The organism is Lacinutrix chionoecetis, from assembly GCF_053604665.1.
The window spans coordinates 37040-54411 of the sequence record NZ_JBSHNQ010000056.1 but is presented as its reverse complement, the minus strand read 5'-3'; the positions used below and the strand labels follow the sequence as shown (position 1 = coordinate 54411).

Genomic DNA, 17372 nt, shown 5'->3' with positions numbered 1-17372 from the left:
CATACCTTCAATAGGTTATGAAAGTAATAGCTTAAACAATATAATTTTATACAAATGAAAACAAAAATAACAGCATTTATAGCACTTTTCTTATTATCAATTGCGGTAACCGCCCAAATTGATAGATCTGTGCAACCTAAACCAGGTCCAGCACCAAAAATAACCTTGGAAGTTCCTGGAGAATTCGAACTTAAAAACGGACTTAAAGTTTTAGTGGTTGAAAACCATAAATTACCAAGAGTATCGTATTCCTTACGTATTGATAATAAACCAAATGTTGAGGGAAATATTGCAGGGGTTACAAGTATTCTGGGAGCCATGATGGGTAATGGAACCACTTCAATTCCTAAAGATACTTTTAACGAGGAAATAGATTTTCTTGGTGCCAGCTTAAACTTTGGATCGAGTAGTGCCTATGGTAACTCATTAACTAAATATTCTGAGCGTATATTAGAATTAATGGCAGATGCAGTAATGAACCCGTTATTAACAGAAGAAGAATTTCAAAAAGAAAAAGAAAAAGCTATAGAAGGTTTAAAATCAAGTGCAAAAAGTGTAGATGCAGTTGCAGACCGAGTTGGTGGCGCTTTATCTTATGGTAAAAAACACCCTTACGGAGAGTTTATTACAGAAGAGACTTTAAATAACATTACTCTAGATAATGTTCGTGCTTATTATCAGGAAAATTTTAACCCAAACAACGCGTATTTAGTTGTGGTGGGAGATGTCGATTTTAACACCGTTGAAAAGCAAGTAAAAAAATACTTTAAAAAATGGGAAAAAGGTATTGAGGTAACGAAAACAATTCCGCAACCATATAACAATGTAAACGCTACACAAATCGACTTTATAGACATGCCAAACGCAGTGCAGTCAAATATATCGGTTACAAGTAATGTAAAATTAAAAATGGGTGATCCAGACTATCATGCCGTATTAATTGCAAACAAAATTTTAGGTGGTGGTTTTGGTTCTTACTTAAATATGAATTTACGTGAAGAGCATGGTTACACCTATGGTGCACGTTCAAGTGTTGGAACAGACCGTTACGGTGCGTCTCGTTTTAATGCTTCTACTGCGGTAAGGAATGCAGTTACAGATAGTGCAGTTGTAGAATCTTTAAAAGAGATTAAAAGAATTAAAACTGAAAAAGTTTCTGCAGAAGATTTAGCTAATGCAAAAGCTAAATATGTTGGTGATTTTGTATTGGCTTTAGAGCGACCACAAACAGTGGCTAATTATGCATTAAATATTAAGTTAAACGATTTACCAAAAGATTTTTACAAAACATATCTTACTAAAATAAATGCGGTTACTGCAGAAGATGTACAACGTGTAGCTAATAAATATTTTACAAGCGAAAAGGCAAGAGTTATTGTTGTTGGTAAAGGTAGTGAGGTAATTCCTAATTTGGAAAAAACATATATCCCAATTAAATATTACGACCAGTATGCAAACTCAGTAGATAAACCAGTATTTTCTAAGCCAGTTCCAGCAGGAATGACTGCTCAAACCGTTTTAGATAACTACATTAAAGCAGTTGGTGGCAAAACAGCATTACAAAATGTTACTACCTTAGTACAAGAAATGAGTGCATCTTTTCAAGGTCAGAATATGGTAATGACGCTTAAGCAAAAATCACCTAACTTAATTTCTAACGATGTTAGTATTGCAGGGATGGGCACAGTATTTAAGCAAGCATTTAATGGCGAAACAGGTTACATGGCCCAAATGGGTAATAAGCAACCAATGCCTGAAAAAGCAATTGCAGAAATGAAAGAAAAAAAGGGATTATTTGAAGAATTAAATTTAATGAATGATACTTCAAAAAAATTAGCTTTAACAGGAATTGAAACTGTAGACGGTAACGATGCTTATGTTGTAAAAATAGAAGATGCAGATGGTGAAACAGCTAAAAATTATTATGATGTTGCTTCAGGATTAAAACTAAAAAGTTCTAAAACTGTGAAAGGTCCAGGAGGACAAGATGTGGTTCAAGATGCTATGTTTGGTGATTATAAGGAAGTTGATGGTATAAAATTTCCACATTACAGCACACTACCAATGGCTGGACAAAATATAGAGCTTAAAACAAGTTCTGTAAAAGTAAATGCACCATTGACGATGAGTGATTTCGAATAGTTTTAATTATTCAAGAATAGTATATTACAAAACCTAAGGCCGAAAGGCTTTAGGTTTTTTTTGTTTTTTATTCGCCAAATACACACCAAATAGTATAATAACAGTAGCAACACCTTGCAAAGCGCTAAAAGACTCTCCATCTAAAACACCCCAAATAAGTGCAACAATTGGCATTATATAAGTAACAGAAGAGGCAAAAACAGGTGTTGAAATTTGTACCAAAGTATTAAACAGCACTTTTGCAATGGCCGTCCCAAAAAGCGATAAGAGAGCCACGTAAAAAACAGATAATCCTAAATTAGGATTGTTAAAGGTTTCAGTAGAAAAAAATCCCGAAAAAATTAAAACGGCTATAGCAGGAATTATAATAGTAACGTAATTACCAACTGCAATAGCTAATGGCTTTACATCTTGCAAATAGCGTTTAATAATATTTACATTGGCAGCATACATAAATGTAGAGGCCACAATAAATCCGGCAAATAAATAATTTTGCTGCGGATTAAGTGCTGCACCTTTTAATATTAATAATGCTGTACCAATAAAACCAATTACAACACCTAAAATTTGCCTTTTTGTTGAGGTAATTTTAAAAATTGCTAATCCCATTAACACGGTATTTAATGGCACTAAAGAATTTAAAACCGATACAACCGCACTGTCAATTTCGGTTTCGGCAATGGCGAAAAAAAAGGCAGGAATAAATGAGCCTAAAAAACCAGATAAGGCAATCCATTTCCAGTTGGTTTTTTTTATGGTTTTAATCGTTTTAAATCCAGCAGCAAATAAAAACAATCCAGTAATTACAGTACGTAAAGCTCCTAATTGAAGAGGCGTTAAGCCAATTAATGCTTTTTTTATTAAAATAAAACTTGTGCCCCAAATTACTGATAAAATAATAAGGTAGGTCCATTTAGACAGCTTAAAGCTCATAGTAAATACTTATGGTTTGATTGTGAATTAGTTTAGGACTGCAAAAATGAAATTTTTAACGCAATAATTAGATATAATTATTAGTTTTGTACATAATATTTTAATATTTAAAATAACATTTATGAAAACAATAAAAAACATATTAGTAATTGCTGTAGTTGCAATAGTAGCTTTTGGTTGTAAAAACGAGGTCCAGCCAGAAGTTAAAACTGTTGAAACAGAAACAGAAGTAACCAAAGCAGAATTAGACCCAAACGCAACATACGCAAAAGCCGAATTTAAAATTGAAGGCATGACTTGTGCAATGGGATGCGCTAAGACTATCGAGAAAAAAATGGCTAAAATGGAAGGTGTAAAATCTGCCACTGTAGATTTTGGACGTGAGTTAGCAATGGTAGAATATGATGAAGCTAAAGTAACACCAACGTCTCTTGAAGCTACTGTAACAAGTGTTGCAGATACTTACAAGGTTAAAGACATGAAAACGGTTGATGATTTCTCTAAAGCAGAAAATAAAGCTTGTGCTGCAGACTGTAAAAAAGACTGTTGTAAAGACAAAACAGAAGCAGAAAAAATGGCTTGCGCTAAAGATTGTAAAAAGGCGTGCTGCTCTAAAGAAGGAAAAGCCTAATTTTAAGATTAAAAATACTCAAAGCTCCAACAGAAATGTTGGAGCTTTTTTGATTTAAACAATTAAAAATGATAAAAAGCATTCTCTAAATGCTCTATTTTAAACTGTTTGTTTTCTTTTACAATTGCGATAATATCAAACCGAACTTCAACATCTAATCCGTTAACAACAACGTATTCATCCACAGCTTTTACTAAACGTTGTATTTGCTTTGGTTTAACAAAATCCTGAGGGTTTCCAAAATCTATTGTCGAACGGGTTTTTACTTCAATAATAGCTAACGTATCTTTTGTTTGCGCGATAATATCTACTTCAGCTTTTTGGAATCTATAGTTGCGTTCTAAAATAGCATAGCCTTTTTTAAGCAGGAAATCCACAGCCAGTTGCTCTCCTTTGTTTCCTAATTCGTTGTGTTGTGCCATACCTTAGTTGTCGTTTATCAGTTATCAGTATTTAGTTGGCAGTATTCAGTATTCCGTATTCAGTTGGCAGTCAAATTTATCCTGCTCTTAACATTAATTTTATTTATTCTTCAAAAGTAATTGTAGACTGGCTACTACCAACTACTAACTTTACGTTTCTTCCCATAATCATTGCACGATTATCATCCTCATGTCCGGCAGGCATATTAAAAGCTATAGGGAAATTATACTCAGACAATGCATCTAAAATAAGCTGTTCTATGCTTGTTCCCCAAAGTGTGGTGTTCTTTCTTAATTTACTAATATCTCCAACAATAACGCCTTTGCAATTATCAAAATATCCAGCACGTTTCATACTTTGCAGCATACGGTCAATATGGTATTTATACTCTCCAATTTCTTCAATAAATAAAATTTTACCGCTCACATCAATACTCGTATTCGAGCCTAACATGGTGTGTAAAATTGTTAAGTTTCCACCAACTAATTGTCCTGTGGCATCTCCTGTTCTATTATATTTCGAGGCTGCTAAAGTGTAATTTAAAGGTTTTCCAAAAATAGCAGCTTTAAAGGTGGCAACACTTTCTTTTATATCTTCTAAATCTTCGGTTAAACTCACACACATTATAGCGTGTATACTTTCTACTCCTTTTGTGTGTAGTTGATTATGCAGTGCAGTAATATCGCTATAACCAATAATCCATTTGGGCTGTGCTAAAAATTTACTGTAATCCAGTTTATCGAGAATTCTAACCGTCCCATAACCACCTCTTGCACTCCAAATGGCTTTAATGTTCGGGTTGTCTAATGCTTTTTGAAAATCCTCACAACGCTCCTCGTCTGTACCTGCAAAATGATTGTCTTTACTAAAAACGTGTTCGCCAATGACTACATGTAATTGCCAGCTTTCTAACAGCTTTTTTGCTCTTGTTATTTCATCTGTTCGGTTTTTTAAAACACCAGAAGGAGCAACAATAGCAACAGTATCTCCTGCTTTTAAATAGGGTGGTTGTATCAAAGTAGTTTGCGTATTTATGTTTGTTTTATTTTGTGCTGAAGTAATTGTACTTCCGAAGAAAATCAACAAAGCGATTAGGAGTATTTTTTTAATCATATTGTAAATGTACACGATATTTTTATAAAGTTAAAACCGAAACACGACTTAAAATAACTAAACTTTTTCCTATATTTAAAGTCCTAATTATAAGTTTACTACGTATTTATAGAATAGTAAGTGGATAAAAGTATTGCAAATCTATAGAAATTCCCATAGCATTTTACCAGCTATTTCTCTGGCAATACGTTAACATTCCAACCAAATTATTTGTATTGTTAATAATTAATAGCCTATGCAAACCTCGACTTCTTGTAACACCAGTAGCCTTTCGGTATACACACCTTCTGCTTCAAACCCATGGAATGCCGAAAAAATAAGTCATCTCTACAGACGGCTTCATTTTGGCGCCTCGAACAGCGAAATTAATCTGGCATTATCACAAACTCCAGAAACACTAATAGATAATATAGTCAATGCTGCAATTGCTGCACCAATTACTCCAACGCCTTCTTGGTCTACCATGACCTATCAGGATTTTATGGATGCTGGTTTAGATCCAGATCAGGAAATCCAGAATGGACACAGAGAATTGGAAGTCGATTTTATAAATCGTTTTTTAAATAATGGACTCCATGCGCGATTAACGCTATTTTGGAGTAACCATTTTGTAACAGAATTAGAATCGTACTACTGTTCCAGTTTTTTATGGGAATATTACAAAACGTTGCAAATTCACGCCTTGGGAGATTTTGAAGATTTTGTAAGAGCAATTGGTACTACCAACGCGATGTTGGTGTATTTAAACGGATTAGAAAATGCCTCTTACGCACCAAACGAAAATTATGCGCGCGAGTTGTACGAGCTGTTTACCTTAGGAGTAAACAATGGATATACACAAAACGATATTGTGGAAACTGCAAAAGCGCTCACAGGATATAATGGATACAACGGGTTTTGTGCCGCTTTTAGTTTTAATCCAAATTCATTTAATACATCTAACAAAACCATTTTCAATCAAACAGGAAATTGGGGTTACGATGATGTTATAGATATTTTATTTCAGGAAAAAGCACCTTTAATAGCCAATTTTATTTGCGAAAAACTATACAAGTATTTTGTAAGCCCTACAGTAAATAGTGTTATTGTACAAGACATGGCAGCTATTTTTGTGCAGGATTTTAACATTGCAAACGTGCTAAGAGCACTTTTTAAAAGTGAGCATTTTTTCGATTCTCTAAGTGTGGGCACACAAATAAAAAGCCCTTACGATTTAACTATCAACTTTTTAAAAGTAACAGGCTTTACTATTACAGACTCTTTTAAAGAAAGTTTAGTGTATTTAAATGGTGTAGCGGGACAACGCTTATTTAATCCTGTAGATGTTGCAGGATGGCAAGGCGACCACGATTGGATAAATTCCAGCACGTTAACCGGACGTTGGGAATTAATGGAATACATGATTTATATGATTTGGGCCGAAGACTCAACCGTTATGCGAACATTTGCCATAGATGTTTCTAACGATAGCAACGACCCATACGTTATTACAAAATCTATTATCGACCGTTTTTCACCTAAAGAATTACATACTGCTGCAGATTACGATATCGCTACAGATGTATTTAAAGCAGATGTGCCACAAAATTATTACGATGATGGATCTTGGAATTTGTATTGGGGATCTGCACCATATCAAGTGTATTTACTTTTGCAGCATATTAACAGAATTCCAGAATTTCAAATTAAATAAAAACCACTATGTGCGATACTCATAACACTCCAAAAACTAAAGCCGATATTCACGATCAGGAACATAAAAAATGGAACAGACGCTCATTTTTACAAGCTTTAGGTCTTGTAGGTGGCGGAACGATGATGCTTGGCGGCACACCAATATCGGCCTCGAAAGCATCACCTTTAGCCTTGGCTCTTAGCCAAAGTGAGACCGATAGAATTCTGGTACTTATTAGGTTGAAAGGTGGAAACGACGGATTAAACACCATTGTACCATTAGATCAATATGATGTTTACCAGGCTTTAAGACCAACCATAAAACACAATTTAAATAATTTATATAACCTTTCTGCCAATGTTGGTATGCCAAATTACATGACCGATTTACAGACCGTTTGGGGAAATGGAGCGATGAAAGTGGTGCATGGCGTAGGGTATCAAGATTCCAGTTTATCACACTTTAGTGGCTCAGATATTTGGGCTTCAACAGATTTAAACAACACTGTAGAAACAGGATGGTTTGGTCGTTATTTTGAAGGTTTGTATCCCGATTATTTAGTTAATCCGCCAGCAATTCCTGCAGCTATTCAAATAGGTAGTATTGGCAACCTCATTTTTGATGGCGATAACAGTAACTATGCTTTTTCGGTTGCAAACCCATCGCAATTAGAAAATATAGCACAAAATGGAACGCTACATGAGATGACTAATTTACCAGGTTGTACTTATGGTTCGCAGCTTCAATTTATGCGAGGCACCACAAATACCACCTTTAATTACGCGCAGGTAATACATTCTGCCTATTCAAACTCGGTAAATAGTGTTAATTATATAGATGCTGGTTTAGGAAGACAATTAGCAAATGTTGCCAGAATGATTAAAGGAAATTTAGGTACTAAAGTATATATGGTAACATTAGGTGGTTTCGATACGCATGCCAATCAGGCAACAGACCATCAGGAATTATTAACTAATTTATCGAATTCAGTAAAACTATTTTTCGACGATTTGGCAGCGTCTGGTCACGACCAAGATGTGTTAGCCATGACCATTAGTGAGTTTGGAAGACGACCAGACGAAAACGGCTCTAACGGTACAGATCATGGCACAGCATCGCCACTTTTATTATTTGGACCAGGTTTACAAAACAATGGTTTTGTAGGTAACCACCCGAGTTTAACCTCGTTAGATCAAAATGGAAACTTGATTTATAATGTGGATTTTAGAGAAATTTATGCCACTGTAATGCAGGAATGGTTATGTATTAATCCTTCGGTTGTTAATCAGGCATTACTTGGGCAAACGTTTAACACCGTAGATTTAGGGTTTAATTGCGCATCGCTTACTGTTGACGATTTTGATGTGGCCAACGGGTTTGCACATTTCGTTTTAATGGATAATAACGATACCATTATAAAAATTAAAAACCCAAACACGCAGCATGTAGATGTTAAACTCTATGATATAATGGGCAAAGAAGTGACTACATTAAAGAATGAAATGCTTTTTCCTGGTGAATACAGTATTGATGTTAAAAATGAAACCAATACAAGACTAAGTACAGGCCAATATATTTATAGAATTTCGGTTGGAAATCAACATTATAGTAAATCGATAATTATTAGATAGAAAAATCTATATCATTTTATAAAGAGCCTTTAGTTATCTAAAGGCTTTTTTAATTGTATTTTTTGTGCCAACCTAAGCCTGTCGTAATTCCAAATCCAACGTAGTTATGCTTTCCAAAACTACCAAATAATTTAAAACCAAAGCTTCTTCCAAAACCAGTTGGTTTTCCAATAGGAATTAAACCGTAAAGCACTCTAAATCTTTTTTTTCTGGTTTTGAAAAAATGATAATTTACCTCAAAAGGAATCGCTGTATAATTATCCCTATAAAATACTCTGTTATTGTTTATCTCCTCAGAATATTTAATAATATTTTGAGAAATACCAGCAGAAACACTTAAAGCAGATCCATCAAAAATAAATCTTTTGCCATATAACAATGCATATTCATTTAAAGAATCTCCTCCAAAAAATAGTGGAAATATTAATAAGGCATCAAATATATTTGGATTTTCCTTTTTCTCAGATATAAGCAACATTCTAAAGGTTAACAAATCTTTATTTAACTGGTAATTTCCTTCTAATCCAAGAGTTAACCCAGAAACTTCTTTGTTTCCGCCAGCACCAATTAAAATGTTTAAGTAAGTTATTGGATTGTTCGAATTCTGTTTTGGCGATTCAATGTCTTGAGCGAGGCATGGTTGACAAACCACACTTAATAGAATAATAAATAAGTATTTCATAGCTTTTTATCTCAAATCTATATAAAAAAGTTACCTTTTTATTAAATCTGAAGTAAAGAATTCAATTTTAAAAAAGGTAATGGTTATTTTTGCTTATAAAATAATTGAACCCATGTCGGAAGATCAAAAAAGATACACCATTACCGCAGCATTGCCATACACTAACGGACCAATACATATTGGACATTTAGCTGGCGTTTATGTGCCTGCCGATATTTATGCACGATACAAACGTTTAACTGGAAACGATGTGGCATTCATTTGTGGTAGCGATGAACACGGTGTACCCATAACCATAAAAGCAAAAAAAGAAGGCGTTACGCCTCAAGAAATTGTAGATAGATATCATGCCATTATTAAGCAATCTTTTGAAGACTTCGGAATTTCTTTCGATAACTACTCACGTACAACTGCTCAAATTCATCATGATACAGCTTCAGAATTTTTTACCACCTTGTACAATAAAAATGAATTTGTTGAAGAAACCTCAGAACAATTATACGACGCTGAAGCAAATCAGTTTTTAGCCGATAGATTTGTTGTTGGTACCTGCCCAAAATGTGGTAATGAAGAAAGCTATGGCGATCAATGCGAAAAATGTGGTACCAGCCATAATGCAACCGATCTAATAAACCCAAAATCGGCAATTACAGGTAATGTACCAAGTTTAAAAGAAACAAAACATTGGTTTTTGCCATTAAATAAACACGAGCAGTTTTTAAAAGAATGGATTTTAAAGGGCCATAAAAAAGATTGGAAACCAAATGTTTATGGGCAGGTAAAATCCTGGATCGACGATGGTTTAAGACCAAGAGCAGTAACGCGCGACCTTGATTGGGGAATACCTGTGCCTTTACCAGAAGGAGAAGGCAAAGTATTGTACGTTTGGTTCGATGCGCCAATTGGTTATATTTCTGCAACTAAAGAATGGGCTCAACGAGAGAATAAAGATTGGGAACCTTATTGGAAAGACGAGAACACAAAACTTGTTCACTTTATAGGTAAAGATAATATTGTGTTTCATTGTATTATTTTCCCGGCAATGTTAAAAGCAGAAGGGTCTTATATTTTACCAGACAACGTGCCCGCAAATGAGTTTTTAAATTTAGAAGGAAACAAATTATCAACATCAAAAAACTGGGCGGTTTGGTTACCAGATTATTTAAAAGATTTCCCAGAAAAACAGGACGTATTACGTTATGCATTAACCGCAAATGCTCCAGAAACAAAGGATAATGATTTTACCTGGAAAGATTTTCAGGCAAGAAATAATAACGAATTAGTAGCTATTTTTGGTAACTTTATAAATCGTGTAGTGGTTTTAACCAATAAGTATTACGACGGCGTTGTACCAACTCCAAGTGCGTTTTCTGTTATAGATCAAGAAACGTTAAATGCTATTAAAGTGTACCCAAGTGTTATAGAAAGCTCAATAGAACGATACCGTTTTAGAGAAGCTTCTCAGGAATTAATAAATTTAGCACGATTAGGGAATAAATATTTAGCAGACGAGGAGCCTTGGAAATTATTTAAAACAGACCAAGAGCGAACAAAAACAATTATGTTCGTTGCATTGCAAATAGCATCAGCTTTAGCAACTTTAAGCGAGCCTTTTTTACCATTTACTTCGGCTAAATTAAAAAGAATACTTCAACTTGCTCCCAATAATAAAAGTGAAAGTACAAGTGTTGCTATAAAAACAACAGAAAACGCTGAAGGTTTAGAAAACAATTGGAATGCTATTTTAACCAAAGAAATTTTGCTTCCTGCAAATCATAAAATAGGAAAAGGTGAGTTACTGTTTTCTAAAATTGAAGACAGCGAAATACAAGCCCAGTTAGATAAATTAGAGGCCAGCAAAAAGGCAAACGAAGCCGCAAATAAAGTAGTCGAACCACAAAAAGACACGATTACTTTCGACGATTTCACTAAGCTTGATATACGTGTAGGAACTATTTTAGAAGCCGAAAAAATGCCTAAAGCTAAAAAACTTTTAGTTTTAAAAGTAGACACTGGAATTGATGTTAGAACCATTGTTTCTGGTATTGCAGAAAGTTTTACTGCGGAAGAAGTTGTTGGAAAAAAAGTGACTGTATTAGTTAATTTAGCACCACGAGCACTACGTGGCGTAGAAAGTGAAGGCATGATTTTAATGACTGAAAATGGAGAAGGCAAACTGGTATTTGTTAATCCAGACGATGCTAATGTTAGTAATGGATTGCATATAAGTTAAGCTATGTTTATAAGATTATTTTCGCTCATTATTTTTGTATTTTTTACCACTACAATTGCCGCTCAAAGAAACTGGATAGTTATAGAAACTGGTTTACAAGACGAGTATGTAAACCTAAAAGATGCCCTACCAATAGTAGATGCTGAAACAGGAAATGTTGCATTCTTTTTAAAAGAAAGAAAACAACTAACAGCGTATTTATATAATCAAAACCAAGAATTAATCTCTAAACTTGTTGTAGAAGATATCCTAAAAAACAGTAGAGATATTATTGGTCACTCGATAAAAGGAGATAATTATTTACTCTATTTTAAACGGAGCTCAGGTTTAAAATACGGCTATTTACAAGTAGATTTTAAAGCAAAAACCTCTCTTTTAGTAGACGATTTAGATATTAATTTTGAAAAAGAAGAACTAATAGAAAGTTTTTCGGATAAGGATAAATTCTACATTCTTACTTCTGTTCGTAGAACGTCTACATTAAACCTTTATACTTTAGATAACGATGCTGTTTTAAACAAAAAGGAAATTGTTTTACCAGAGCAAGAGATTAAGACAGATACAGATATTGAGGTTGATTTTAATAGTATTCTATTTTCGGTAGCTTCCAAAATAAAAAAAATTGAAGTAGGAGAACCTTTAGCTTTAGAGAGCGTAACAGCACAAACAAAAGTCTCTTACAACAATGGCAAAATAATACTTATAAATAATTTTTTTGGCAAGCGCACTTTTGTTGCAGATATAAATGTATTAACAGGAGAACTAACCTTTAATGCCATCGAAAATTTAGGCTTTTTAAAAGGCGAACTAAAATCTGGAATTAATTCTTTTATTTTCGATAATCATTATTTTAACGTGTATGCTACAAACGATAAACTATTATTTTCCATATATACTTATCCAGCATTAGAGATGGTTAAAAACTATAAGGTTGGCAAATATGAAATAATAGATTTTAAGAACACAAAAATGATTCAAAAAGTAGGTGATGGAGAAAACTCTGGACGCGTACTTGAAAACACATCGCAATATTTAAGAAAAATAAGCAATCAGTATTTAGGTGTTTCAGTTTATAAAGATTTAGACAATTATGTTGTTACCATCGGGTCTACGCAACCTACATCTGGAACGTTAGCCATTATAGGAGCTGCTCTTGGAGGTGTTGCAGGAGGTGCATTATTTGCTACTTTTAGTAATTACAACAAAACAAAATCTGTTCAAATGCAATGTTTATTTAATGAGCATTTTAATCATAATTCCAATAGAATTCCTGAAAACGGTTTCGATAAAATTAGCACTTTTATTAAAGACTTTAGCCACCTCGATGCACAAGCTGTCTTTCGCTATAATGATGACTACGTTTGGGGCTCTTTCAATCATGAAACAGGCTTATACAGACTATTTATTTTCGATTAGCTTTCTTAATTCAAATTATTTGATAACACTCAATTTTACGGTCATCACATCCATTTAGTTAAAAATATGCTAATTGAGTTTTTTTTAGTATTCTTTCATTTTTCAGATTGTACTTTTAATTTAAATCAAACTTAAAACTAATGAAAAAACTACTATTATTACTGCTTACAATCACATTCCTGTGGTCTTGTGGCGGATCGAAGGTTGTAAGACAATCTGAGAAAACTATAAAAGGACAATGGGTTCTTAATTCTATAGATTACAGTGAGCCTGGCACCTACAATGTAATGTTGTTAGACGATACTTCAAAGAAATGTTTCGAACAGAGTACATGGCAATTTATTCCAAATAATAATACTGGTGTTTACAGTATTGTTAATAGTACTTGTGATGTTGGTGATAGAAATTTTATATTCACTATACAGGAAACAGACGCCCAAACCGGGTTGTATAGTTTCCTTTTAAAACCAACAAATGCCAAAGGCAAGAGTGAAACCAACTTAGGTTTTAGAATGAAATTGTCACAATTATCAGAATTAGCAATGCAGTGGCAACAAACAGTAACAGTAGATGGTAAACCATTTACAATTAATATGAACTTTTCAAAACTATAATAAATTATGAAATCGACTATAAATAAAATTTCGAGTATAGCATTAGCTTTAATGTTAGCCATTACACTTTCAAATTGTAATGCAGTAAAAAATGCAAATAATAAACAAAAGGGTGCAGTAATTGGTGCTACAGGTGGTGCTATTTTAGGTGCCATAATTGGAAACAACGTTGGTAAAGGAGGTAATGGCGAATTAGGTGCTGTTATTGGTGGTGTTGTTGGTGGAGGAGCTGGTGTTTTAATTGGAAACAAAATGGACAAACAAGCTCAAAAAATTGAAGAAGAAATTCCAGGAGCTCAAGTAGAGCGTGTGGACGATGCAATTGTTGTTACTTTCGATGAAAATAGTGGCGTGTATTTCGATACAGCCAAATATAACGTTAATGCAGCATCACAAGCATCTTTAAATAAATTGGTGAATGTTTTTAGAGAATATCCAGATACAAATATTCTAGTAGTGGGACACACCGATAGTGTAGGTAGCGACGAAAGTAATATGACACTATCTAAAAACAGAGCCTATGCGGTGACTAATTACATTACTGCTCAAGGTATTAGTAGTGGCAGACTTACAACAAACTGGTTTGGTGAAGCACAACCAACTAATGACAACAGTACAGCAGAAGGTAGAGCTAAAAACAGACGTGTAAACGTTGCTATTTTACCTAACGAAAAAATGATTGACGACGCTAAAAGAGAATCTGGAGAAAATTAAAATCTTTTATTTTTTTCTTCGGAAAATTAAGCAGAGTTAAATATATTACAAGACCTTATTTACAAAAAATAAGGTCTTTTTTTATGCTTTTAAATTATATTAAATCTCACACGCAGTTAAACGAAACGTCTGTTAAAAACACACTTAAATTATTAGACGAAGACTGTACAGTACCATTTATTTCACGTTACCGTAAAGAAGCTACTGGTAATTTAGATGAAGTACAAATAGGTGATATCCTCAAATTCAAAGAACAATTTGAAACATTAGAAAAACGAAAAACAACCATTTTAAAAGCATTAGAAGAGCAAGAGGTTTTAACCAAAGAATTAAAACATAGCATTGAGGCAACCATAGACTTAACAGCACTTGAAGATTTATATCTACCTTTTAAAAAAAAGCGAAAAACCAAAGCCGAAACGGCGAGAAAAAATGGCTTAGAGCCTTTAGCTAAAATCATTATGTCTCAAAATGCTAACGCATTAGAGCCTATTGCATTTAAATATATTAACGACGAGGTTACATCTATAGAAGAGGCTTTAAAAGGCGCAAGACATATTATTGCAGAGTGGATTAACGAACGTACAGATATTAGAAATGCCTTACGAAACCAAATAGAGAAACACGCTCAAATTACTACCAAAGTTGTAAAAACAAAAGCTGCAGATACTTCGACTGCACTCAGCATAAGTGAAAAAGCACAGAAATTTAAAGATTATTTTAATTGGTCCGAGAGCTTACAACGCATCCCATCGCATAGACTTCTTGCTATTTTAAGAGCTGAAAAAGAGGGTTTTATTCGTGTAAAAATTGAAATTGATGAGGTCCGTGCTTTAGAAAGAATCGATAATAAGATAATACGAAGCAAAAATGCTTGTGCAGATCAAATTGAATTAGCCATTTCCGATGCTTATAAACGTTTATTATTTGCCTCTTTAAGTAATGAGGCTCTAAATAATGCAAAGGAAAAAGCCGATGAAGCAGCAATATCCGTTTTTGCAAAAAATTTAAAGCAGTTATTATTAGGTTCGCCTTTAGGAGAAAAACGTGTGTTGGCTATTGATCCTGGATTTAGAACAGGTTGTAAATTAGTATGTTTAGATGAGCAAGGCGCTTTAAATTATAACGAAACCATTTATCCGCATCCTCCAAAAAACGACAGTATTGGTGCCATGAAAAAAATTGCTTCTTTAACCGAAGCCTATAAAATAGAAGCTATTGCTATAGGTAATGGAACAGCTTCTCGCGAAACCGAAGCTTTAATTAAAAAAATTAAGTTTAAAAACAACATAGAGGTATTTGTAGTAAGCGAAGCTGGAGCAAGTATTTATTCTGCATCAAAAATTGCACGAGACGAGTTCCCAGATTACGATGTAACTGTTAGAGGTTCGGTTTCAATAGGAAGACGATTGCAAGACCCATTAGCCGAACTCGTTAAAATAGATGCTAAATCAATTGGTGTTGGGCAATACCAGCATGATGTGGACCAGAATAAGCTTCAAAAGCAATTGGACATGGTTGTGGAAGCCTGCGTTAATGCTGTTGGTGTAAATATAAATACAGCAAGTGTCCCATTGCTAAGTGCTGTATCTGGAATTGGCCCTAAATTAGCCGAAAACATTTTTAATTATCGTAATAAAAATGGCGCTTTTAAATCCAGAAATGCTATTAAAAAAGTCCCTCGATTAGGTGGAAAAGCTTTCGAGCAAGGTGCTGCTTTTTTAAGAATAAAAGAGGCTAAAAATCCGTTGGACGATTCTGCTGTGCATCCAGAAAGTTACAAACTTGTTGAGCACATGGCTAAAGACGAAGGTGTTACAGTTGAAGCATTAATTGGTAATGAAGCGATTCTGAAAAAAATAGATTTAAAAAAGTATTGCACCCAAACCGTTGGTTTACTAACGCTTGAAGATATTATAAACGAGTTAAAAAAACCAGGATTAGATATTAGAGAAACAGCAAAAGCATTCAGTTTTAATGAAAATATTAAGTCTATAAATGACCTTCATTCCGGACAATTATTACCAGGTATAGTAAATAACATTACCAATTTTGGCTGTTTTGTAGACATTGGGATTAAGGAAAGTGGCTTAATTCATGTTTCAAATTTATCAGATTCTTTTGTAAAGGATGTTAACGAGCATGTGCATTTGCATGAGCAAATTATCGTTAAGGTTTTAGAGGTTGATGTGGCACGAAAACGCATTCAGCTTAAACTTAATAAATAATGCTAAAAATTGCCTATCATCCTATTTATTGCCACCCTTTGCCAGAAGGTCATCGTTTTCCTATGCTAAAGTACGAGTTATTACCAGCGCAATTAATACATGAAGGCACTTGTACGGAGGATAATTTTTTTGAACCTGTTAGAATGCTTGATGAAGCTCCAATTTTAGCAGTACATGATCCCGAATATTTTTACGATTTGTTAAATATTACTTTAAACCAGCGCGATGCGAGAAAAATAGGATTTCCGCTAAGTGAGGTTTTGATAAAACGTGAAATAATTATTGCAGATGGTACTATAAAAGCAAGTGAATTTGCTTTGAAATATGGTATCGCTATGAATATTGCTGGTGGCACGCACCATGCCTACACCAATCGAGGAGAGGCCTTTTGTATGTTAAATGACCAAGCTATTGGTGCAAGATACCTTCAGAATAAAGGTTTAGCCAAGCAAATTTTAATTGTGGATTTAGATGTGCATCAGGGAAACGGTACAGCGGAAATTTTTAAAAATGATGCTTCAGTGTTTACCTTTTCTATGCATGGCAAAAATAATTACCCTTTTAAAAAAGAACAAAGTGACTTAGATATTGCATTAGAAAATAATGTTGGCGATGCCCAATATCTTTCCGTTTTAAAAGAAAATCTAAATAATTTAATAGACCAAGTAAAACCAGATTTTATCTATTATTTATGTGGCGTAGATGTGATTACTTCAGATAAATTAGGCAAATTAGGGTTGTCTATTGAAGGTTGTAAAGCACGCGACCAGTTTGTTTTACAAACGTGTATTAACCATAGCATTCCTGTTATGTGTAGTATGGGTGGTGGTTACAGTCCAGATATTAAAACCATTATAAATGCACATGCCAACACGTTTAGGTTGGCACAAGCTTTATTTTTTTAAATGTAACGACTATTACAAAATCTCTAACAGTT

At 33.9% G+C, this 17372-nt stretch carries 14 protein-coding genes; 10 read left to right on the top strand and 4 right to left on the bottom strand.

From position 1 onward, the window contains the following. Positions 1-54 precede the first annotated feature (54 nt). Positions 55-2142: a M16 family metallopeptidase gene (locus ACVC43_RS01295; protein WP_452222766.1), complete on the top strand. Its 2088-nt coding sequence runs from the start codon at positions 55-57 to the stop codon at positions 2140-2142. Between the two features lie 33 nt (positions 2143-2175). On the opposite strand, the gene ACVC43_RS01290 is transcribed toward ACVC43_RS01295, so the two are convergent. Continuing rightward, positions 2176-3075, bottom strand: a complete 900-nt coding sequence (locus tag ACVC43_RS01290; RefSeq protein ID WP_452222765.1) for a DMT family transporter — start codon at positions 3073-3075, stop codon at positions 2176-2178. A gap of 121 nt (positions 3076-3196) precedes the next feature. Here ACVC43_RS01290 and ACVC43_RS01285 point away from each other — a divergent pair, with 121 nt between their 5' ends. Then, positions 3197-3706 (top strand): cation transporter, encoded by a 510-nt coding sequence (locus ACVC43_RS01285; protein WP_452222764.1) that lies wholly within the window; start codon positions 3197-3199, stop codon positions 3704-3706. A 62-nt stretch (positions 3707-3768) separates the two neighbouring features. Here ACVC43_RS01285 and ACVC43_RS01280 read toward each other — a convergent pair whose 3' ends face one another. Together ACVC43_RS01280 and ACVC43_RS01275 are read right to left on the bottom strand one after the other, a co-directional pair. Then, positions 3769-4128: a YraN family protein gene (locus ACVC43_RS01280; RefSeq protein ID WP_452222763.1), complete on the bottom strand. Its 360-nt coding sequence runs from the start codon at positions 4126-4128 to the stop codon at positions 3769-3771. A 103-nt stretch (positions 4129-4231) separates the two neighbouring features. Continuing rightward, complete coding sequence (locus tag ACVC43_RS01275; protein WP_452222762.1) at positions 4232-5242, bottom strand: S66 peptidase family protein; 1011 nt, start codon at positions 5240-5242, stop codon at positions 4232-4234. Between the two features lie 235 nt (positions 5243-5477). Between ACVC43_RS01275 and ACVC43_RS01270 the strand changes: the two genes are divergently transcribed. Further along, positions 5478-6935 (top strand): DUF1800 domain-containing protein, encoded by a 1458-nt coding sequence (locus ACVC43_RS01270; protein ID WP_452222761.1) that lies wholly within the window; start codon positions 5478-5480, stop codon positions 6933-6935. A gap of 8 nt (positions 6936-6943) precedes the next feature. After that, positions 6944-8548: a DUF1501 domain-containing protein gene (locus tag ACVC43_RS01265; protein WP_452222760.1), complete on the top strand. Its 1605-nt coding sequence runs from the start codon at positions 6944-6946 to the stop codon at positions 8546-8548. 49 nt (positions 8549-8597) lie between these two features. Here the strand turns inward: ACVC43_RS01265 and ACVC43_RS01260 are convergent, their stop codons facing one another. Continuing rightward, positions 8598-9230 carry a hypothetical protein gene (locus ACVC43_RS01260; protein ID WP_452222759.1) on the bottom strand — a complete coding sequence of 211 codons (633 nt, stop codon included), beginning with the start codon at positions 9228-9230 and terminating at the stop codon, positions 8598-8600. A gap of 112 nt (positions 9231-9342) precedes the next feature. On the opposite strand from ACVC43_RS01260, the gene metG reads away from it, so the two are divergent. The 6 genes from metG (at position 9343) to ACVC43_RS01230 (ending at position 17340) form a co-directional block, all read left to right on the top strand. After that, positions 9343-11463 carry a methionine--tRNA ligase gene (metG, locus tag ACVC43_RS01255; RefSeq protein WP_452222758.1) on the top strand — a complete coding sequence of 707 codons (2121 nt, stop codon included), beginning with the start codon at positions 9343-9345 and terminating at the stop codon, positions 11461-11463. Positions 11464-11466: 3 nt separating this feature from the next. Further along, positions 11467-12879 (top strand): hypothetical protein, encoded by a 1413-nt coding sequence (locus ACVC43_RS01250; protein ID WP_452222757.1) that lies wholly within the window; start codon positions 11467-11469, stop codon positions 12877-12879. A 140-nt stretch (positions 12880-13019) separates the two neighbouring features. After that, complete coding sequence (locus ACVC43_RS01245) at positions 13020-13493, top strand: lipocalin family protein (RefSeq protein ID WP_452222756.1); 474 nt, start codon at positions 13020-13022, stop codon at positions 13491-13493. Positions 13494-13499: 6 nt separating this feature from the next. Further along, on the top strand, positions 13500-14207 hold the full coding sequence (locus ACVC43_RS01240) for an OmpA family protein (RefSeq protein WP_452222755.1): 708 nt from the start codon (positions 13500-13502) through the stop codon (positions 14205-14207). A gap of 83 nt (positions 14208-14290) precedes the next feature. Beyond that, entirely contained in the window at positions 14291-16435 is a 2145-nt protein-coding gene (locus tag ACVC43_RS01235) for a Tex family protein (protein ID WP_452222754.1), read from the top strand. Then, positions 16435-17340, top strand: coding sequence for a histone deacetylase family protein (locus ACVC43_RS01230; RefSeq protein ID WP_452222753.1), 906 nt, complete (start codon positions 16435-16437; stop codon positions 17338-17340). Before ACVC43_RS01235 ends, ACVC43_RS01230 begins: the two co-directional genes overlap by 1 nt. The last annotated feature ends 32 nt before the right edge of the window (positions 17341-17372 follow it).

Excerpts from the sequence above, each read along its gene's own strand:
- ACVC43_RS01260 (WP_452222759.1), bottom strand. The coding sequence starts at position 9,230 with ATGAAATACTTATTTATTATTCTATTAAGTGTGGTTTGTCAACCATGC.
- ACVC43_RS01265 (WP_452222760.1), top strand. The coding sequence starts at position 6,944 with ATGTGCGATACTCATAACACTCCAAAAACTAAAGCCGATATTCACGAT.
- ACVC43_RS01245 (WP_452222756.1), top strand. The coding sequence starts at position 13,020 with ATGAAAAAACTACTATTATTACTGCTTACAATCACATTCCTGTGGTCT.
- metG (WP_452222758.1), top strand. The coding sequence starts at position 9,343 with ATGTCGGAAGATCAAAAAAGATACACCATTACCGCAGCATTGCCATAC.
- ACVC43_RS01275 (WP_452222762.1), bottom strand. The coding sequence starts at position 5,242 with ATGATTAAAAAAATACTCCTAATCGCTTTGTTGATTTTCTTCGGAAGT.
- ACVC43_RS01250 (WP_452222757.1), top strand. The coding sequence starts at position 11,467 with ATGTTTATAAGATTATTTTCGCTCATTATTTTTGTATTTTTTACCACT.
- ACVC43_RS01270 (WP_452222761.1), top strand. The coding sequence starts at position 5,478 with ATGCAAACCTCGACTTCTTGTAACACCAGTAGCCTTTCGGTATACACA.
- ACVC43_RS01290 (WP_452222765.1), bottom strand. The coding sequence starts at position 3,075 with ATGAGCTTTAAGCTGTCTAAATGGACCTACCTTATTATTTTATCAGTA.
- ACVC43_RS01280 (WP_452222763.1), bottom strand. The coding sequence starts at position 4,128 with ATGGCACAACACAACGAATTAGGAAACAAAGGAGAGCAACTGGCTGTG.
- ACVC43_RS01230 (WP_452222753.1), top strand. The coding sequence starts at position 16,435 with ATGCTAAAAATTGCCTATCATCCTATTTATTGCCACCCTTTGCCAGAA.
- ACVC43_RS01295 (WP_452222766.1), top strand. The coding sequence starts at position 55 with ATGAAAACAAAAATAACAGCATTTATAGCACTTTTCTTATTATCAATT.
- ACVC43_RS01235 (WP_452222754.1), top strand. The coding sequence starts at position 14,291 with ATGCTTTTAAATTATATTAAATCTCACACGCAGTTAAACGAAACGTCT.
- ACVC43_RS01240 (WP_452222755.1), top strand. The coding sequence starts at position 13,500 with ATGAAATCGACTATAAATAAAATTTCGAGTATAGCATTAGCTTTAATG.
- ACVC43_RS01285 (WP_452222764.1), top strand. The coding sequence starts at position 3,197 with ATGAAAACAATAAAAAACATATTAGTAATTGCTGTAGTTGCAATAGTA.